Below are 15,171 nucleotides of genomic sequence, written 5' to 3'. Positions count from 1 at the left end.
TCGGCCGGAGGCCGCCCGGGTGGGGTGCGGCGTGTCAGCGGGCCGGCGCGGTCGTCGCGCGGCAACACACCCGGTCGAAGTCGTCGTGCTGACGGGACGGCCAGAAGGGCTCGAGGTCATGGCGACCCGTCGCTGCGTACTTCCGGAAGCTGGCCATGGGGCCCATTGAAGCAGACACCCGCCCGCCGCAGGAGCCTCCTCTCACTGCGTGGACGCCGCTCCTGGCGTGAACCCGACCCTCAACCGGTCATCCGACCAGGCGCTTTCGCCAGTCCAGGGGCGCGACGGTGATCGCCGTGCCCGGATCGCCGTCCCACTTCGTGGACAGCCCGGCCGCCGCGAGGGCCGCCACGACCTCGTGGCCGACCGCGGTGGTCGTCTCCTGCGAGCCGTCGAACCCGCCGTAGTGCAGCGTCAGTCCGTACCCCTCGGCCGCGGCCTCGGTGCTCTGCCGGTGGAAGAAGACGAAGCCCCGCGCGCCCTCCCGTTCGGCGCCGATCTCCGCCGTGCCGCAGCCCCGGCAGCAGGTGAAGTTCTCCCGGGCGGTGACGCCGGCCGCGTCCAGGGCGCCGAAGGCCCGGGCGACCCGGTCGGGGTCGGTGGGGCCCTCGCCCCATGTCTCCTGCTCCGCCAGCCGCTCCAGCCACAGCCGGTCCACCACCTCCTGCGCCTGGGCCCGCGACACCGGCCGCTCGCCGTGCTCGCCGCCGACCAGATGGTCCTCGGCCGTCTCGACCAGGGCCCGGCGGCCGTCGTAACCGCAGAGCAGCAACGCGCGCACCCGCCGCTCGACCGCCTCCCGTACGTCGTCCGGCAGTTCGGGGACCGCCTCGCGCGGGCCGGGGTCGATCGGCGCCCACGCGACGCCGCTGTCCCAGTCGGGCCGTCGGCGCGCCCAGCCGGTCAGCAGGTCCGCCACCGGGCCGGGGTCGTCGAGATCGGTCCCGAAGAACAGGTCCTCGGCGGCCCGGTGCTCCAGCCGGTAGCCACCGCCCGCCTCGTGCCAGACCTGGGCGAAGACATCGGGGATGTCCGGTATCCGTTGCACGACCAGGAACCGGTCGCGGGGGCCGCCGAGCCGGGTCACCAGCTCACGCAGCCGCGCCGCCGTGATCCACGCGTGGGTCTGCCCGTTCTCCGTCTCGACCTTGATGGCGAGGGCCCCGTCCTTGTCCATGCCCCCACGATGCCACGCACCACCGACAGCGCGATCACCGCGCGATCACCGCGCGGTCGCGGTGCGCGCGAAGGGGCGCCCACCGTGACGGTGGACGCCCCTTCGGGACCGGGCGGGCCGGATCAGACCTGGCCGGCCTTCTCCAGCGCGGTGCAGCAGGTGTCGACGAGCAGGCGGGTCACCACGTACGGGTCGACGTTGGCGTTGGGACGGCGGTCCTCGATGTAGCCCTTGCCGTCCTTCTCGACCTGCCACGGGATGCGGACCGAGGCGCCGCGGTCCGAGACGCCGTAGGAGTACTCGTTCCACGGGGCGGTCTCGTGCAGGCCGGTCAGGCGGTCGTCGATGCCGGCACCGTAGTTCTTGACGTGGTCCATCGGCTTGGAGCCCTCACCGAGCGACTCGCAGGCGGTGATGATCGCGTCGTAACCCTCGCGCATCGCCTTGGTCGAGAAGTTGGTGTGCGCGCCCGCGCCGTTCCAGTCGCCCTTGACCGGCTTGGGGTCCAGGGTGGCGGAGACCTCGAAGTCCTCGGCGGTGCGGTAGAGCAGCCAGCGGGCCACCCACAGCTGGTCGGAGACCTCCAGCGGCGACAGCGGGCCGACCTGGAACTCCCACTGGCCCGGCATGACCTCGGCGTTGATGCCGGAGATGCCGAGACCGGCCTTCAGGCAGTTCTCCAGGTGGGCCTCGACGACGTCGCGGCCGAAGATCTCGTCCGAGCCGACACCGCAGTAGTAGCCGCCCTGCGCGGCCGGGAAGCCGCCCTCCGGGAAGCCGAGCGGGCGGGCGCCCTTGAAGAAGGTGTACTCCTGCTCGATGCCGAAGATCGGCTCCTGCGCGGCGAAGCGCTCGGACAGCTCGGCCAGCGCGGCGCGGGTGTTGCTCGGGTGCGGCGTCATGTCCGTGTCGAGGACCTCGCACAGCACCAGGATGTCGTCGCCGCCGCGGATCGGGTCGGGGCAGGAGAAGACCGGCCGGAGCACGCAGTCCGAGGAGCTGCCCTCGGCCTGGTTGGTGGAGGAGCCGTCGAAGCCCCAGATCGGCAGGGCGTCCAGGCCCGCGGGAGCGTCCGTGATGATCTTCGTCTTGGAACGGAGCTTGGCCGTCGGCTCGGTGCCGTCGATCCAGATGTACTCGGCCTTGAAGGTCACGGGTGACACATCCTTCGGGGTGGGTCCGGGCGCACTGCGGGTGCTGCGGCGCTGCGGCAGGGAGCGCCGCTCTACTGCTCCGCAGCGTGCCAACCGGCGATTTCCCGTCCGTTGCCCGTTTGTGAACCCCGTGTTACCGGCGGCCGGTGTGGCGCGTGTCTCAGCGCGGCCGGCCGGCGACCGCCACCCCCGCACGGTCGCCGGCCCGTCGGTGTCCGGTCCTCACCCGACCTTCTCGATCAGCGCCCGCCGGATCAGGAACTTGCCCTCCTCCCGGACCTGCTCGAACGCCGCGCTGTTCAGCAGCACACAGCTGCCCGACACCGAGGCGACCTCCACCGTGGTGGACTTGGCGTTGTCGAGGTTGGTCACCTTGAGCCTGGTGCCCACGGGGAACTGGTTGCTGGACGCGGCGGGGGCGCCGCCCTCACCGGAGAGGGTGACGGTGGAGCCGGCGCACACCTGCTCCCCGGCGTCCTGCCCGGCCTGCTGCCCCGCTCCCTGCCCCGCTCCCTGCCCCGCTTCCTGACCGGCCTCCTGGCCCGCCTGCTCACCGGCGCCCCGGCCCGCCTCCTGCCCCGCGTCCTGCTCCGCCTCCTGCCCCGCTTCCTGACCGTCCTGCGGCGGCTGCGCGGTGGGGGAGTCCTGAGCCGACTCCCCGACCACGCAACCGGACGCCTCCTGCTTGCGCTCGATCTCCGCGATGACCGCCTCGCGGTTGGCGATCCGGGCCTCGGACTGCGCGTCGGGGGCGGCCCGCTGGCCCTCGATGAAGCGCTGGTTGTTCCCGAGCGCGGTGGCCAGGCCCTGGCAGACGGACGGGTCTCCGGCCGACCTGGTCTGCGCGTTCGGGGCGGTCTGCGCGGCGTTCGAGGCGTTCGCCATCACGAACGCCCCACCGCCCGCCACCGTCGCGGCGCTGACCAGGAGCGCGAGCTTCTTCTTCGTGCCGAGCGTTCTCCTGCGCGACATGCGCGCCTCCTGAAGAGGTAGGGGAGGGTACGCCGCTATGTACGGGATACCGAACGGAGTTGCTCAGCGGCGACGCCCCTACGCGCGAGTAACCTGCGTCACACGCCGCCCTGCCCGTACGGCCCCGGTCTGCGCCGGCTCAGCGTGACAGGGCGTCCCGGACGGCCTCGTCCGTGCGGCCCACGACGGCGGTTCCGTCGTCCGCCGTGATGATGGGGCGCTGGATCAGCTTCGGGTGCTCGGCGAGTGCCGTGACCCAGCGGTCGCGTGACGCCTCGTCACGGGGCCAGTCCTTCAGGCCCAGTTCCTTGGCGGCGGCCTCCTGGGTGCGGGTGATGTCCCAGGGTTCGAGGCCGAGTCGGGTCAGCACCTCGCGGATCTCGTCCGCGCTCGGCACGTCCTCCAGGTAACGGCGCACGGTGTAGTCGGCGCCCTCCGCGTCGAGCAGGCTGATCGCGCTGCGGCACTTCGAGCAGGCCGGATTGATCCAGATCTCCATGCCGCACACGGTAGCCCGAGGGGTCCGAGAACTCGTTCACCCCGTGCGTCACAGTGCCCCCGAAAGCCCTTGTGGCCAGGGGCTTTTGTCAGTGGTGGGCAGTAAAATAGAAGCAGTGTTCGAGGGTGTCGCCGGGGGGTCCGGCCGGCGCCCCGACCGCGACAGGAGGATGCCCGTGCCCGCTGCCGCAGTGAAGTCGAAGCCGTTGCCCACCCAGTCCACCGCCAAGCGGCCCGTCCTGTTCGACTCGCCCTACGAGCCCGTGGAGAAGCGTCCGCTGCCGGCGGGCCGCCCCCGCGAGTGGTACATCACGCACAACCGCCGGCTCAAGGCGATGCGGCTCGCCATCGCCCTGCTCGACTCCGGCGTCTACCTGCCGAACCAGGCGCGCGACGAGAGGATACGGAGCGCCGCCCTGGAGCTCGGCATCCACCCGCCGTCGGCGACCACGTGCCACATGGTGCGGGCGTTGATGCGGTACGCGCGGTGAGCCGGGCGCCGGGTGCCGACTCCCGCTCGGCACCCGGCGTCGCCGACGGCAGGGCCTAGTAGGGCGCCCGGAAGTTGATGTACCCCAGCAGGACGATCACCGCGGCCACGCAGCCGAGCACCACCGCGGTGGACACCCACGACGACCGGCGCGCGGATCCCACGTGCTCGGGATCGGCACGGAAGGGGACCGGTCCGGGCGGGTTCTCCTTCCAGCGCGCGGCGAGCATCCGGGCGCGCGCCGACGGCTCCTTGTGCTCCGCGCCGTCCGCCCACTTGATGTCGAACTCGCGTTCCTCGTCGTCCCGCTCGGACATGTCCGGTGCCTCTCCCCGTCCCCTGGCTCGAACAACCGTCTCAGTATCCATGATCCCGGACCGCGTCCCCGGTGTGAAGCTTTTCGGCCGACGACGGCGCCCCCCGCCCCCCGAGGACGGGGGACGAGGGGCGCCGGACGGACCGCGTGGCGATCGGGGACGATCACACGTCGAAGTACATCTCGAACTCGTGCGGGTGCGGACGCAGCTGCAGCGGGGCGATCTCGTTGGCCCGCTTGAAGTCGATCCACGTCTCGATCAGGTCCGGCGTGAACACGTCGCCCTGGAGGAGGAACTCGTGGTCGGCCTCGAGGCGGTCGAGGACGGCGCCGAGGGAGGTCGGGACCTGCGCCACGTTCGCGTGCTCCTCGGGAGCCAGCTCGTAGAGGTCCTTGTCGATCGGCTCGGCCGGCTCGATCTTGTTCTTGATGCCGTCCAGGCCGGCCAGCAGCAGCGCCGAGAAGGCCAGGTACGGGTTGCCGGAGGCGTCCGGGGCGCGGAACTCGACGCGCTTGGCCTTCGGGTTCGAGCCCGTGATCGGGATGCGCATCGCGGCGGAGCGGTTGCGCTGCGAGTAGACCAGGTTCACCGGCGCCTCGAAGCCCGGCACCAGGCGGTGGTAGGAGTTCACCGTCGGGTTGGTGAAGGCCAGCAGCGACGGGGCGTGCTTGAGGATGCCGCCGATGTAGTAGCGGGCGGTGTCGGACAGGCCGGCGTAGCCCTGCTCGTCGTAGAAGAGCGGCTCGCCGTTGCTCCACAGCGACTGGTGGACGTGCATGCCCGAGCCGTTGTCGCCGAAGATCGGCTTCGGCATGAAGGTCGCGGTCTTGCCGTTCTTCCACGCCACGTTCTTCACGATGTACTTGAAGAGCTGGAGGTCGTCGGCGGCGGCGAGCAGCGTGTTGAACTTGTAGTTGATCTCGGCCTGGCCGGCGGTGCCCACCTCGTGGTGCTGGCGCTCGACCTTCAGGCCGGAGCGCTCCAGCTCCAGGGAGATCTCGGCGCGCAGGTCGGCGAAGTGGTCGACCGGCGGGACCGGGAAGTAGCCGCCCTTGTAGCGGACCTTGTAACCGCGGTTGTCCTCCAGGGCACCGGTGTTCCAGGCGCCGGCCTCGGAGTCGATGTGGTAGAAGGACTCGTTCGCGCTGGTGGCGAAGCGGACGGAGTCGAAGACGTAGAACTCCGCCTCCGGGCCGAAGAACGCCGTGTCGGCGATGCCGGTGGAGGCGAGGTACGCCTCGGCCTTCTTCGCCACGTTCCGCGGGTCGCGGGAGTACTGCTCGCCCGTGATCGGGTCGTGGATGAAGAAGTTGATGTTGAGGGTCTTGTCCCGGCGGAACGGGTCGATGCGCGCGGTGGACAGGTCGGGGCGCAGGGACATGTCCGACTCGTGGATGGCCTGGAAGCCGCGGATCGAGGACCCGTCGAAGGCCTGCTCGTCGTCGGGGTCGAACGCCTCGGCGGGCAACGTGAAGTGCTGCATGACGCCCGGCAGGTCGCAGAACCGGACGTCGACGAACTTGACGTCCTCGTCCGCGATGAACTTCTTGGCCTCGTCGGCGTTCTGGAACATCCAGCTCCTCCTACTCCCGACCGTCCCGCCGGGGTGGTAGATCGTTCGTGCGGCCAGTGCGGGTGGCACACGCTTCCTCGACCCTAGGGACGGGTGATTTCTCGGGCGTGACCCATTTGTTTCGCAGAAGTTAACCGGCTCCGTTCCAGCGTAGGCCCCTTCCGGGACCGTCACACCCCCGCCGTGCGCCCCTCTCGTCCCCTTTCGCGCACCCTCCGTCCGGCGCTGCGCACGGGCGCAGTACCGTGGTCGGGTGGACAACAGGCAAGCAATCGGATCGTGGCTTTCCGGGCCGCGCGCGGCCATCGAAGAGTCCGGCGCGGACCTCGGGTACCGGGGCGAGCAGCTCGGTCTGCCCGAGGAGGGACCGGGCTCGATCGCCCGCCCGGGGCGGCGGCTCGGCGCCCTGGCCGTCGACTGGGCCCTGTGCCTGCTGATCGCATACGGCCTGATCACGGACGGCTATGGCCAGGCGACCAGCAACTGGGCCCTGCTGATCTTCTTCGTGCTGAGCGTGCTGACCGTCGGCACGATCGGCTTCACCCCGGGCAAGCGCCTCTTCGGCCTGCGCGTCGTGGACCTGGCCACGGGCCGTCCGAACCCGCTGCGCGCCCTGCTGCGCTCCGTCCTGCTGTGCGTCGCCCTCCCGGCCCTGATCTGGGACCGCGACGGCCGCGGCCTGCACGACCGGCTGGCGCGCACCGTGGAAGTACGCGTCTGACGCGCGGCGCGGTACGAGGTCGGCAGGCGGCACGAGGACGCCGGTACGGCGATGGGGGCACCCGGATCGATCCGGGTGCCCCCATCGCCGTACCGGCGCGGTGCCGTGGACGCGAGGTCAGCGCTGCCTGGGGTTGCCGCCCTTGGGCATGCGCATGCCCTTCGGCATCGGGCCCTTGGGCAGCGGCATGTTGCTCATCAGGTCGCCGAGGGCGCGCAGCCGGTCGTTGGTCACGGTGACCTGCGGGCCGGACAGGACGCGGGGCAGCTTGAGCATGGTGGTGCGCAGCTTCTTCAGCTCGACCTGGCCCTCGCCGGTGCCGACGATCAGATCGTGCACGGGCACGTCGGCGACGATGCGGTTCATCTTCTTCTTCTCGGCGGCGAGCAGGGACTTCACCCGGTTCGGGTTGCCCTCCGCGACCAGCACGATGCCGGCCTTGCCGACCGCCCGGTGCACCACGTCCTGGTTGCGGTTCATCGCCACCGCCGGGGTGGTCGTCCAGCCCCGGCCGACGTTGTCCAGTACGGCCGCGGCGGCGCCCGGCTGGCCCTCCATCTGCCCGAAGGCCGCCCGCTCGGCCCGGCGCCCGAAGACGATCGCCGTCGCGAGGAAGGCGAGCAGCAGGCCCAGGATGCCGAGATAGATGGGGTGACCGACCAGGAAACCGATCGCGAGGAAGACACCGAAGACGACGATGCCGACACCCGCGAGTACAAGACCGATCTTCTTGTCGGCCTTGCGGGTCATCTTGTAGGTCAGAGCGATCTGCTTCAGTCGCCCGGGATTCGCAGCGTCCGCTGCAGGTTCCTTCCTCGCCATGGCACGAAGTCTACGGGTAGCCGCGAGCGCGGACGACGGCAGTGCCCGGCGGGAGCGGGCGGGGGGAGGGCGCGCGGGCCGGAAGGGGAGGCGTCAGGCGCGGTCGGCGACGGACTGCCGCAGGACGCGCTCCGTCTCGATCCGGTCCTTGGCGCGGCGGCGGTCCTCCAGCACGGAGGTCCAGGCGTTGCGCCGCGCGGTGCGCTGGCCGCCGCTCATCAGCAGCGACTCGACGGCCCGCAGGGCGGTGGCGAACGACGGGATGGCGGTGGCGCGTACGACGGTGGCGCGGACGGGCGCGGCCTGCATCGTGGAGGTCCCCCCTCGGTACGGCTCCGGGTACGGAGACGGGTGTACGTGGCGTGATACCAGGGTCACTGATTGGTGTTACCAGGGCGTGACCCGCCGGTCAAACGGACATGAAGCCGCGATGCCGCCCCCCGGAACGACGACGCGGCCCCGACCGGTGCCCTCATCTGCGAGGACGGTCGGGGCCGTGGCATATCGGCCTTTACCGGCCGGTAGCAGCTTGTGCGTGAATTCACACGGTCGCCTGAGGGCGGCCGGGCGGGACCGCTCAGACGGTGGCGGTCCGGCGCTGCTCCATGGCCATTCCGTAGAGCCGCCCGGCCCGGTACGAGGACCGCACCAGCGGGCCCGACATCACGCCGGAGAAGCCGATCTGCTCGGCCTCCTCCTTCAGCTCCACGAACTCCTGCGGCTTGACCCAGCGCTCCACGGGGTGGTGGCGCACCGACGGGCGCAGGTACTGCGTGATGGTGATCAGCTCGCAGCCGGCCTCGTGGAGTTCCTTCAGCGCCTCGCTGATCTCCTCGCGGGTCTCGCCCATGCCCAGGATCAGGTTCGACTTGGTGACCAGACCGAAGTCGCGGGCCTCGGTGATCACCTTCAGGGAGCGCTCGTAGCGGAAGCCGGGGCGGATGCGCTTGAAGATGCGGGGGACCGTCTCGACGTTGTGCGCGAAGACCTCGGGGCGGGACTCGAAGACCTCCCGCAGCAGCTCCGGCACCGCGTTGAAGTCGGGGGCGAGCAGCTCCACCTTGGTGCGGCCGGCCTCGCGGTCCGCCGTCTGCTGGTGGATCTGGCGCACCGTCTCCGCGTACAGCCACGCGCCGCCGTCGGGCAGGTCGTCGCGGGCGACGCCGGTGATGGTGGCGTAGTTCAGGTCCATGGTGACCACGGACTCGCCGACGCGGCGGGGCTCGTCGCGGTCGAGGGCCTCGGGCTTGCCGGTGTCGATCTGGCAGAAGTCGCAGCGCCGGGTGCACTGGTCGCCGCCGATGAGGAAGGTCGCCTCGCGGTCCTCCCAGCACTCGTAGATGTTGGGACAGCCGGCTTCCTGGCAGACCGTGTGCAGGCCCTCGCTCTTCACGAGGTTCTGCATCTTCGTGTACTCGGGGCCCATTTTCGCCCGGGTCTTGATCCACTCGGGCTTGCGCTCGATGGGGGTCTGGCTGTTGCGGACCTCCAGGCGCAGCATCTTGCGTCCGTCGGGTGCGACTGCGGACACGACCGGCTCCCTAGCGATTGATTCTTCGGCGTGCCCCAGGGTACGCCCGTTGATTTGGTGGCCGGCGAGGGTGCTGGACCTGCTGGGGGCTGCCGCCCCCGGACCCCTGCTGTCGGCCTGAACGGCCTCGTCCTCAAACACCGGACGGGCCGGGTTTATGCCCCCGGCGCCGGATTCACGCCGCCGGTGCCTTCTCGATCACCCTCGGCCTCAGTTCCGCGTTCTCCAGGACGTCGCGCAGGTGGCGCTCGGCCACCGGCAGGACTTCCTCGATGGTCACGTCCCGGCCCAGCTCGTTCGCCAGCGAGGCGACGCCCGCGTCACGGATGCCGCACGGGATGATCCGGTCGAACCACTTGTTGTCCGGGTTCACGTTCAGGGCGAAGCCGTGCATGGTGACCCCCTTGGCCACCCGGATGCCGATCGCGGCGATCTTGCGGTCCTCGCGGCGCTGGCCGGCGTTGGAGGGGGCGTAGTCGGGGCCGTTGAGGCGGGGGTCGAACTCCTCGTCCGTCAGGCGCGGGTCGAAGTCCAGGGAGAGCCCGCCGAGCGCGGGGCGCTGCTCGACCGGGTCGCCGAGCACCCAGACCCCGCTGCGGCCCTCCACCCGGGTGGTCTCCAGGCCGAACTCCGCGCAGGTGCGGATCAGGGCCTCCTCCAGTCGCCGCACGTGCGCCACGACGTCCACCGGGCGCGGGAGCTTCTGGATCGGGTAGCCCACCAGCTGGCCCGGACCGTGCCAGGTGATCTTGCCGCCGCGGTCCACGTCGATCACCGGCGTGCCGTCCAGCGGACGCTCGCTGTCCTCGGTGCGCCGGCCGGCGGTGTAGACCGGCGGGTGTTCGAGGAGCAGCACGGTGTCCGGGACCTCGTCGGCGAAGCGCGCGGCGTGCACCCGGCGCTGCTCGTCCCACGCCTCCTGGTAGTCGACGCGATCGGCACCGAACCCCATTCGGACGAACCGCAGCTCACTCACGGCAACTGCCTCCCTGGAAGGTCGTAAGGCACGAACCGTGCCCACGCCACTGTACGACCGCCCGCCCGTCGTCAGCCGGGCGGGCAATCCTCACACGATCGGATGAATGCCGGTCGAAGTGTGCGATCGGGTGCTTACTCTCCGCTACATTCACGCCGTTCACGAGGCCATAAGGGCTGCTCACAGGCGCTCCGGGCACTTCGAACGCCCGGAAGGCAGGAGACCGCACCGCACCATGACGGAACGACCCGCGCAGCGCACCCCCAACCGCCAGCTCGCCGCGCTCATCGCCGAAGCGGGGTTCTCGAACGCGGGTCTCGCGCGTCGCGTCGACCAGCTCGGACTCGAACACGGCCTGGACCTGAGATACGACAAGACGTCCGTCACCCGGTGGCTGCGGGGCCAGCAGCCCCGCGGCACCACGCCGGCGCTGATCGCCGAGGTCTTCACCCGGCGCCTCGGCCGCCGCCTCAGCGCCCAGGACCTCGGTCTGGACGCCTGCGCGCCCGTCTACGCGGGGCTGGAGTTCGCCGCCACCCCGGAGGAGGCCGTCGACATCGTCGGCGGGCTGTGGCGCAAGGACTCCGGCAGCCACGCCGAACTGCGCAAGATCGCCTTCACCCCGGCCGGCCTGGTCGTGCCCAGCCGGGACTGGCTGATCGGGCGGCCCGACGAGAAGGTGGCCCGTGCCGAGGTGCCCGTCCGGATCCCGGCGCAGGGGCGGCCCGTCACCCCGCGGGGGCCCGTACCGCTCGACCCGTCCCGCCGCCGCGCCCCGGCCGCCGAGCGGGGCCCCGGCCAGAAGGTCACCGGCGGCGACCTCGCCGCGCTGCGCTCGGTCGGCGAACTGTTCCGCAGCCTGGACGACCGGTACGGCGGCGGGCACGCCCGGCAGGCGCTCGTGCGCTACCTCGAGCACGAGCTGGAGCCGATGCTGCGCGGCACCTACGGCGAGCAGACCGGCCGCCGCCTGTTCGCCGCCGCCGCCGACCTGACCCGGCTCGCGGGCTGGACGTCGTACGACATCGCCGCGCACGGGCTCGCCCAGCGCTACTTCGTCCAGGCGCTGCGGCTCGCCCAGGCGGCCGGGGACCGGGCGTACGGCTCCTACGTGCTGGTCACCATGAGCCGCCAGGCCGTCTACCTGGGGCACGGGCGCGAGGCGGTGCAGCTCGCGCGGGTGGCGCAGCAAGGGGTGGGGACCTCCGCGCCGCCGGTCGTGCAGACCCTGCTGCACGCCGCCGAGGCGCGGGCGCACGGCCTCCTCGGCGAGGTGCGGGCCTGCACCGCCTCGCTGGTCCGGGCCGAGCGTGCCCTGGAGGCCGCCCGGCCCGGCGACGAGGTGCCGCACTGGGCGCGCTTCTTCGACGAGGCACAGCTCGCCGACGAGTTCGGGCACTGCCACCGGGACCTGCAGCAGTTCCGCGCCGCCGCCCAGTACGCGGAGCGTTCGCTGCTGCTGCGCGCCCCCGTGTACGCGCGCAGCCGGCTGTTCTGCCGGGTCGTCCTCGCCACCGCCCGCCTCGGCCTCGGCGAGCTGGACCAGGCCTGCCAGCTGGCCGCCGAGGCGGCCGGGCAGGCGGCCGAGATGAGGTCGGCGCGGGCGGCGGAGTACGTCCGGGACTTCGAACGACGGCTGGAGCCGTACAAGGACGCGGCCCCGGTGCGGGGGTACCGCGACAAGGTCGCGGCCCTCGGGTAGCCGGCCCGCCCACGACGCGGGCGCGGGTGCGGCCGGGCCCGCCGTCCCGGGGTTCCGGTGGGGCGGCGGGGCGCCGGAGGGGGTCAGGCGGCCGCGCCGGCCGTCCGGGGCGGTTCCGCCGCGTGCATCGGGCGTCCGGCCCCCAGGTCGGCCAGGATCGCCGCCGAGGCGCGGTGGCCCGAGTGCAGGGCGCCCCGGACGCCGCTGGTGTCGCGGTGGTCGCCGCACACGTACAGGCCGGCCAGCAGCCGTACCGGCCTGCGCGGATCGTGCGGCGGGCGCATCGCCGGGACCGCCTCGGGCGTGTGGTGCACGGCGAGGGTCTCCCAGCGGGTGGTCGGGGTGCCGTAGAGACGGGACAGATGGATGCGCACGGCGGTGTCGACGTCGGGCGGGGGCGGGCCGAGGACCGTCGACGAGACGAGCGCGCGCCCGACCGGAGCGCGGGACGGGTCCACGTGGCTGACCACCGCGGTGTGGGCGACCGGGCCGCCCCGGTCCGCGTCCAGCAGCAGGGAGGCGCCGGTCGCCGGCGGCTCGTCGGTGGTGTGGTGCACGACCGTCACCGGGTGGAAGTCCGGCACCCGCAGGCCCGGCAGCAGCTCGGCCGCGGCCCGGGCGTCGGTCGCCACCAGGACGGCCCGGCAGCGGACGACGCCGTGCTCGGCGGTGGTGACGGCGTTGGTGGCCACCGAGGTGACCCGGACGCCGGTGCGCACCGTGCCCGGCGGCAGCCGCCGGGCCAGCAGCTCGGGCAGCGCCTCCGCACCGCCCTCGGGCAGCCCGAGCCCGCCGCGGGCGAAGTCCCGCAGCGCGAGGTCGGCGACCCGGCTGGAGGTGGTCAGGTCGGGGTCGCAGAGCAGTGCCGCGAGCAAGGGGCGCAGGAAGCCGTCGATCGTGCGGGGCGGCAGCCCGCGACCGGCCAGGGCCCGCGCCGCGGACAGCTCCGGCCGGGCCAGCAGCCGTTCGACCGGGGTGCCGGCGAGACGGGTCAGCGCGGCACCGAGGCGGGCCTGGTCGACGGCCGTGCCCAGGGGAGCGCCCGCCCGCGTGCGGGGGACGGGCACGGGCCTTCCCGACACCCGGGCCGCGACGACCGGGCGCCGGGGCGCGGGAACCGAACGGGGGGCGCTCGCCAGGGCGCGCACAGCATGGAGTGCGCCCCTTGCGCCCCGGGTGGACGACGGGGCGCCGGCGCGGTGGTGGCGGCCCTCGCTGTGCAGCAGCACCCCTGGGGCGAAGGGCAGCAGCGCGAGGCCCTCCAGTCCGGGGGCGCGCCGCAGTTCGGGACACGCGGTCGACAGCACCTGCCCGATTCTGTCGAGCCGGAAGCCGTCGACCTTCTCCGTCGCCATCCTGCCGCCCACCGCGTGGGCGGCCTCCAGGACCGTGGTCGTCACTCCTGCGCTGGTCAGCCGATGCGCCGCGACGAGTCCGGCGATCCCGGCCCCCACGACGACGACGTCCGCCTGGTACGCGGGCTCAAGCACGTGCCCCTCCTCGAGGTTGCGCGGCCGCTGGAGACGTCATGCCCCCAACCGGCTTGAGGGATACCCGAGTTCGACACGAGGTTAGGGCGGGAAACGGACAACGGGAATCGCTCGGGGGCAGGGCACGGTCGCACGGTGGTCGCATGTGCGTGCCATGTGGTGCTCGAACGGGCTCACATGGTCGTGAACGGTCTCACGCGGTCTCACCGCGCCGACCGGCTCCCGCCCCGCCCCCTCACAGCGCGGCCCGGATCGCCCCGTCGATCTCCGGGAACGCGAAGCGGAAGCCCGACTTCAGCAGGCGGGCGGGCAGGACCCGGGCGCTGCCCAGGACGTCCCCCGCCATCTCGCCCAGCACCACGCGCAGGACCGGCGCCGGCACCGCGAACGGCGTCGGCCGGTGCAGTACCCGCCCCATCGCCACGGTGACCTCACGGTTGGTCACCGGGCGCGGGGCCGTCAGGTTGAAGGGGCCGGACAGGTCCGCGCGGTCCAGGAGGTGCCGGAGCGCGGCCACCTCGTCGTGCAGGGACACGAACGACCAGTACTGCGAGCCGTCGCCCAGCCGCCCGCCGAGACCTGCCCGGAAGAGCGGGAAGAGCCGGCCCCAGGCGCCGCCCCCGCGGGCGACGACCAGGCCGGTCCGGGCGAACACGGTCCGTACGCCCGCGTGCCGCGCGGGTGCCGCGGCGGCCTCCCACTCCTGGCACACGGACGGCAGGAAGCCCTCTCCGGCGGGCGCCTCCTCGTCCACCGGGTGGTCGCCGGTCTCCCCGTAGAAGCCGATCGCGCTGCCGTTCAGGAAGACCCGCGGCGGCTGCTCCATCGAGGCGACGGCCTCGGCCAGCGCCGTCGTGCCGTGCACCCGGCTGCTGCGGATGCGGGTCTTGTAGTCGTCGGTCCAGCGGCGGTCGCCCACCCCGGCCCCGGCCAGGTTGACCACGGCGTCGCACCCGGTCAGTCCGGCCGTGTCCACGCGTCCGGCCTCCGGGTCCCAGCGGACCTCGTCCGCGCTGCGGGGCCGGTGCCGGACCAGACGCACCACCTCGTGGCCGTCCGCCGTCAGGGACCGCACCAGCGCGCCGCCGATCAGGCCGGAAGCACCGGCCACCGCGACCCGGGAACGCTCCCGGGACCTCCGTGCATCGTCCATGCGCCCATCCTGCCGGTCGGCCCCGAAAAGCGCTGGACCGGGCCGCGCGTCCGCGTCGTACAGTGACCGTCATGCCAGCCCCGCACATACGCCGCGCCCGGTCCGAGGACGAGCAGTCACTGCGCCGGATCGACCTCGACACCTGGTCCTACCTGCACGCCGTCTCGCCCCCGCCGGGACCGGACGACCCCTTCTTCCGCGACACGTGCGGGCCCGACGCCCATCTGGTCGCCGAACTCGACGGCGCCGTCGTCGGCTACGTCCGTCTCGGCTTCCCCACGGAGCTGGCCTCCAACACCCACGTCCGCCAGATCCGCGGCCTCGCCGTCGCCGACGGGGCACGCGGACACGGCGTGGGACGCGCGCTGGTGCGGGCCGCCGTCGAGGAGGCCCGGGAGAAGGGCTTCCGCCGCATCACCCTGCGGGTCCTCGGTCACAACACGGCCGCCCGCAAGCTGTACGAGTCGGAGGGCTTCGTCGTCGAGGGCGTGCAGCCCGAGGAGTTCCACCTCGACGGCCGCTACGTCGACGACGTGCTGATGGGGCAGATGCTCACCGGGGCGTGAGCGCGGGCGGGCGCGGCGCGGAGGCGTGC

16 protein-coding genes are annotated in these 15,171 nt (G+C 72.6%); 4 read left to right on the top strand and 12 right to left on the bottom strand.

Annotation, left to right across the window (positions count from 1 at the left end; translation table 11 throughout):
• Positions 1-247: 247 nt before the first annotated feature.
• The 4 genes from ACFZP7_RS10645 to ACFZP7_RS10630 form a co-directional block, all read right to left on the bottom strand.
• A complete protein-coding gene (locus ACFZP7_RS10645) occupies positions 248-1,177 on the bottom strand; it encodes a DUF6891 domain-containing protein (RefSeq protein ID WP_385634291.1) in 930 nt (309 codons plus the stop codon).
• A 122-nt stretch (positions 1,178-1,299) separates the two neighbouring features.
• Positions 1,300-2,331 carry a glutamine synthetase gene (gene glnII, locus ACFZP7_RS10640; RefSeq protein WP_019326137.1) on the bottom strand — a complete coding sequence of 344 codons (1,032 nt, stop codon included), beginning with the start codon at positions 2,329-2,331 and terminating at the stop codon, positions 1,300-1,302.
• Between the two features lie 222 nt (positions 2,332-2,553).
• Positions 2,554-3,303, bottom strand: a complete 750-nt coding sequence (locus ACFZP7_RS10635) for a hypothetical protein (RefSeq protein ID WP_385634290.1) — start codon at positions 3,301-3,303, stop codon at positions 2,554-2,556.
• A gap of 139 nt (positions 3,304-3,442) precedes the next feature.
• Positions 3,443-3,802, bottom strand: a complete 360-nt coding sequence (locus ACFZP7_RS10630; protein ID WP_019326135.1) for an arsenate reductase family protein — start codon at positions 3,800-3,802, stop codon at positions 3,443-3,445.
• 175 nt (positions 3,803-3,977) lie between these two features.
• Here ACFZP7_RS10630 and ACFZP7_RS10625 point away from each other — a divergent pair, with 175 nt between their 5' ends.
• Positions 3,978-4,292: a hypothetical protein gene (locus ACFZP7_RS10625; protein ID WP_029393469.1), complete on the top strand. Its 315-nt coding sequence runs from the start codon at positions 3,978-3,980 to the stop codon at positions 4,290-4,292.
• Between the two features lie 55 nt (positions 4,293-4,347).
• Here ACFZP7_RS10625 and ACFZP7_RS10620 read toward each other — a convergent pair whose 3' ends face one another.
• Positions 4,348-4,608: a hypothetical protein gene (locus ACFZP7_RS10620; protein WP_019326133.1), complete on the bottom strand. Its 261-nt coding sequence runs from the start codon at positions 4,606-4,608 to the stop codon at positions 4,348-4,350.
• Between the two features lie 163 nt (positions 4,609-4,771).
• Positions 4,772-6,181 (bottom strand): type I glutamate--ammonia ligase, encoded by a 1,410-nt coding sequence (gene glnA / locus ACFZP7_RS10615; protein WP_019326132.1) that lies wholly within the window; start codon positions 6,179-6,181, stop codon positions 4,772-4,774.
• Between the two features lie 253 nt (positions 6,182-6,434).
• Between glnA and ACFZP7_RS10610 the strand changes: the two genes are divergently transcribed.
• Positions 6,435-6,902, top strand: a complete 468-nt coding sequence (locus ACFZP7_RS10610; RefSeq protein WP_019326131.1) for an RDD family protein — start codon at positions 6,435-6,437, stop codon at positions 6,900-6,902.
• 117 nt (positions 6,903-7,019) lie between these two features.
• On the opposite strand, the gene ACFZP7_RS10605 is transcribed toward ACFZP7_RS10610, so the two are convergent.
• The 4 genes from ACFZP7_RS10605 to lipB form a co-directional block, all read right to left on the bottom strand.
• Positions 7,020-7,724 (bottom strand): DUF4191 domain-containing protein, encoded by a 705-nt coding sequence (locus ACFZP7_RS10605; RefSeq protein WP_029393468.1) that lies wholly within the window; start codon positions 7,722-7,724, stop codon positions 7,020-7,022.
• 93 nt (positions 7,725-7,817) lie between these two features.
• Positions 7,818-8,033 carry a hypothetical protein gene (locus ACFZP7_RS10600; protein ID WP_385634289.1) on the bottom strand — a complete coding sequence of 72 codons (216 nt, stop codon included), beginning with the start codon at positions 8,031-8,033 and terminating at the stop codon, positions 7,818-7,820.
• A gap of 268 nt (positions 8,034-8,301) precedes the next feature.
• Entirely contained in the window at positions 8,302-9,255 is a 954-nt protein-coding gene (gene lipA / locus ACFZP7_RS10595; RefSeq protein WP_019326128.1) for a lipoyl synthase, read from the bottom strand.
• 175 nt (positions 9,256-9,430) lie between these two features.
• Positions 9,431-10,231 (bottom strand): lipoyl(octanoyl) transferase LipB, encoded by an 801-nt coding sequence (gene lipB, locus ACFZP7_RS10590; protein ID WP_029393466.1) that lies wholly within the window; start codon positions 10,229-10,231, stop codon positions 9,431-9,433.
• 235 nt (positions 10,232-10,466) lie between these two features.
• Between lipB and ACFZP7_RS10585 the strand changes: the two genes are divergently transcribed.
• A complete protein-coding gene (locus tag ACFZP7_RS10585; RefSeq protein ID WP_019326126.1) occupies positions 10,467-11,933 on the top strand; it encodes a hypothetical protein in 1,467 nt (488 codons plus the stop codon).
• Positions 11,934-12,016: 83 nt separating this feature from the next.
• Here the strand turns inward: ACFZP7_RS10585 and ACFZP7_RS10580 are convergent, their stop codons facing one another.
• Together ACFZP7_RS10580 and ACFZP7_RS10575 are read right to left on the bottom strand one after the other, a co-directional pair.
• Complete coding sequence (locus ACFZP7_RS10580; RefSeq protein ID WP_385634288.1) at positions 12,017-13,423, bottom strand: NAD(P)/FAD-dependent oxidoreductase; 1,407 nt, start codon at positions 13,421-13,423, stop codon at positions 12,017-12,019.
• A gap of 235 nt (positions 13,424-13,658) precedes the next feature.
• Positions 13,659-14,576 (bottom strand): TIGR01777 family oxidoreductase, encoded by a 918-nt coding sequence (locus tag ACFZP7_RS10575; protein ID WP_109203086.1) that lies wholly within the window; start codon positions 14,574-14,576, stop codon positions 13,659-13,661.
• A gap of 71 nt (positions 14,577-14,647) precedes the next feature.
• On the opposite strand from ACFZP7_RS10575, the gene ACFZP7_RS10570 reads away from it, so the two are divergent.
• Complete coding sequence (locus ACFZP7_RS10570) at positions 14,648-15,142, top strand: GNAT family N-acetyltransferase (RefSeq protein WP_029393463.1); 495 nt, start codon at positions 14,648-14,650, stop codon at positions 15,140-15,142.
• Positions 15,143-15,171: the final 29 nt, after the last annotated feature.

It is taken from the genome of Streptomyces sp. SudanB5_2050 (genome assembly GCF_964272335.1).
GTDB lineage: Bacteria > Actinomycetota > Actinomycetes > Streptomycetales > Streptomycetaceae > Streptomyces > Streptomyces rochei.
This window is presented reverse-complemented; position numbering and strand designations above follow the sequence as displayed.

Bases quoted from the DNA above. Each gene is read 5' to 3' on its own strand.
- ACFZP7_RS10645 (WP_385634291.1), bottom strand. From the start codon at position 1,177: ATGGACAAGGACGGGGCCCTCGCCATCAAGGTCGAGACGGAGAACGGG.
- ACFZP7_RS10635 (WP_385634290.1), bottom strand. From the start codon at position 3,303: ATGTCGCGCAGGAGAACGCTCGGCACGAAGAAGAAGCTCGCGCTCCTG.
- ACFZP7_RS10630 (WP_019326135.1), bottom strand. From the start codon at position 3,802: ATGGAGATCTGGATCAATCCGGCCTGCTCGAAGTGCCGCAGCGCGATC.
- ACFZP7_RS10620 (WP_019326133.1), bottom strand. From the start codon at position 4,608: ATGTCCGAGCGGGACGACGAGGAACGCGAGTTCGACATCAAGTGGGCG.
- glnA (WP_019326132.1), bottom strand. From the start codon at position 6,181: ATGTTCCAGAACGCCGACGAGGCCAAGAAGTTCATCGCGGACGAGGAC.
- ACFZP7_RS10605 (WP_029393468.1), bottom strand. From the start codon at position 7,724: ATGGCGAGGAAGGAACCTGCAGCGGACGCTGCGAATCCCGGGCGACTG.
- ACFZP7_RS10600 (WP_385634289.1), bottom strand. From the start codon at position 8,033: ATGCAGGCCGCGCCCGTCCGCGCCACCGTCGTACGCGCCACCGCCATC.
- ACFZP7_RS10585 (WP_019326126.1), top strand. From the start codon at position 10,467: ATGACGGAACGACCCGCGCAGCGCACCCCCAACCGCCAGCTCGCCGCG.
- ACFZP7_RS10575 (WP_109203086.1), bottom strand. From the start codon at position 14,576: ATGGACGATGCACGGAGGTCCCGGGAGCGTTCCCGGGTCGCGGTGGCC.
- ACFZP7_RS10570 (WP_029393463.1), top strand. From the start codon at position 14,648: ATGCCAGCCCCGCACATACGCCGCGCCCGGTCCGAGGACGAGCAGTCA.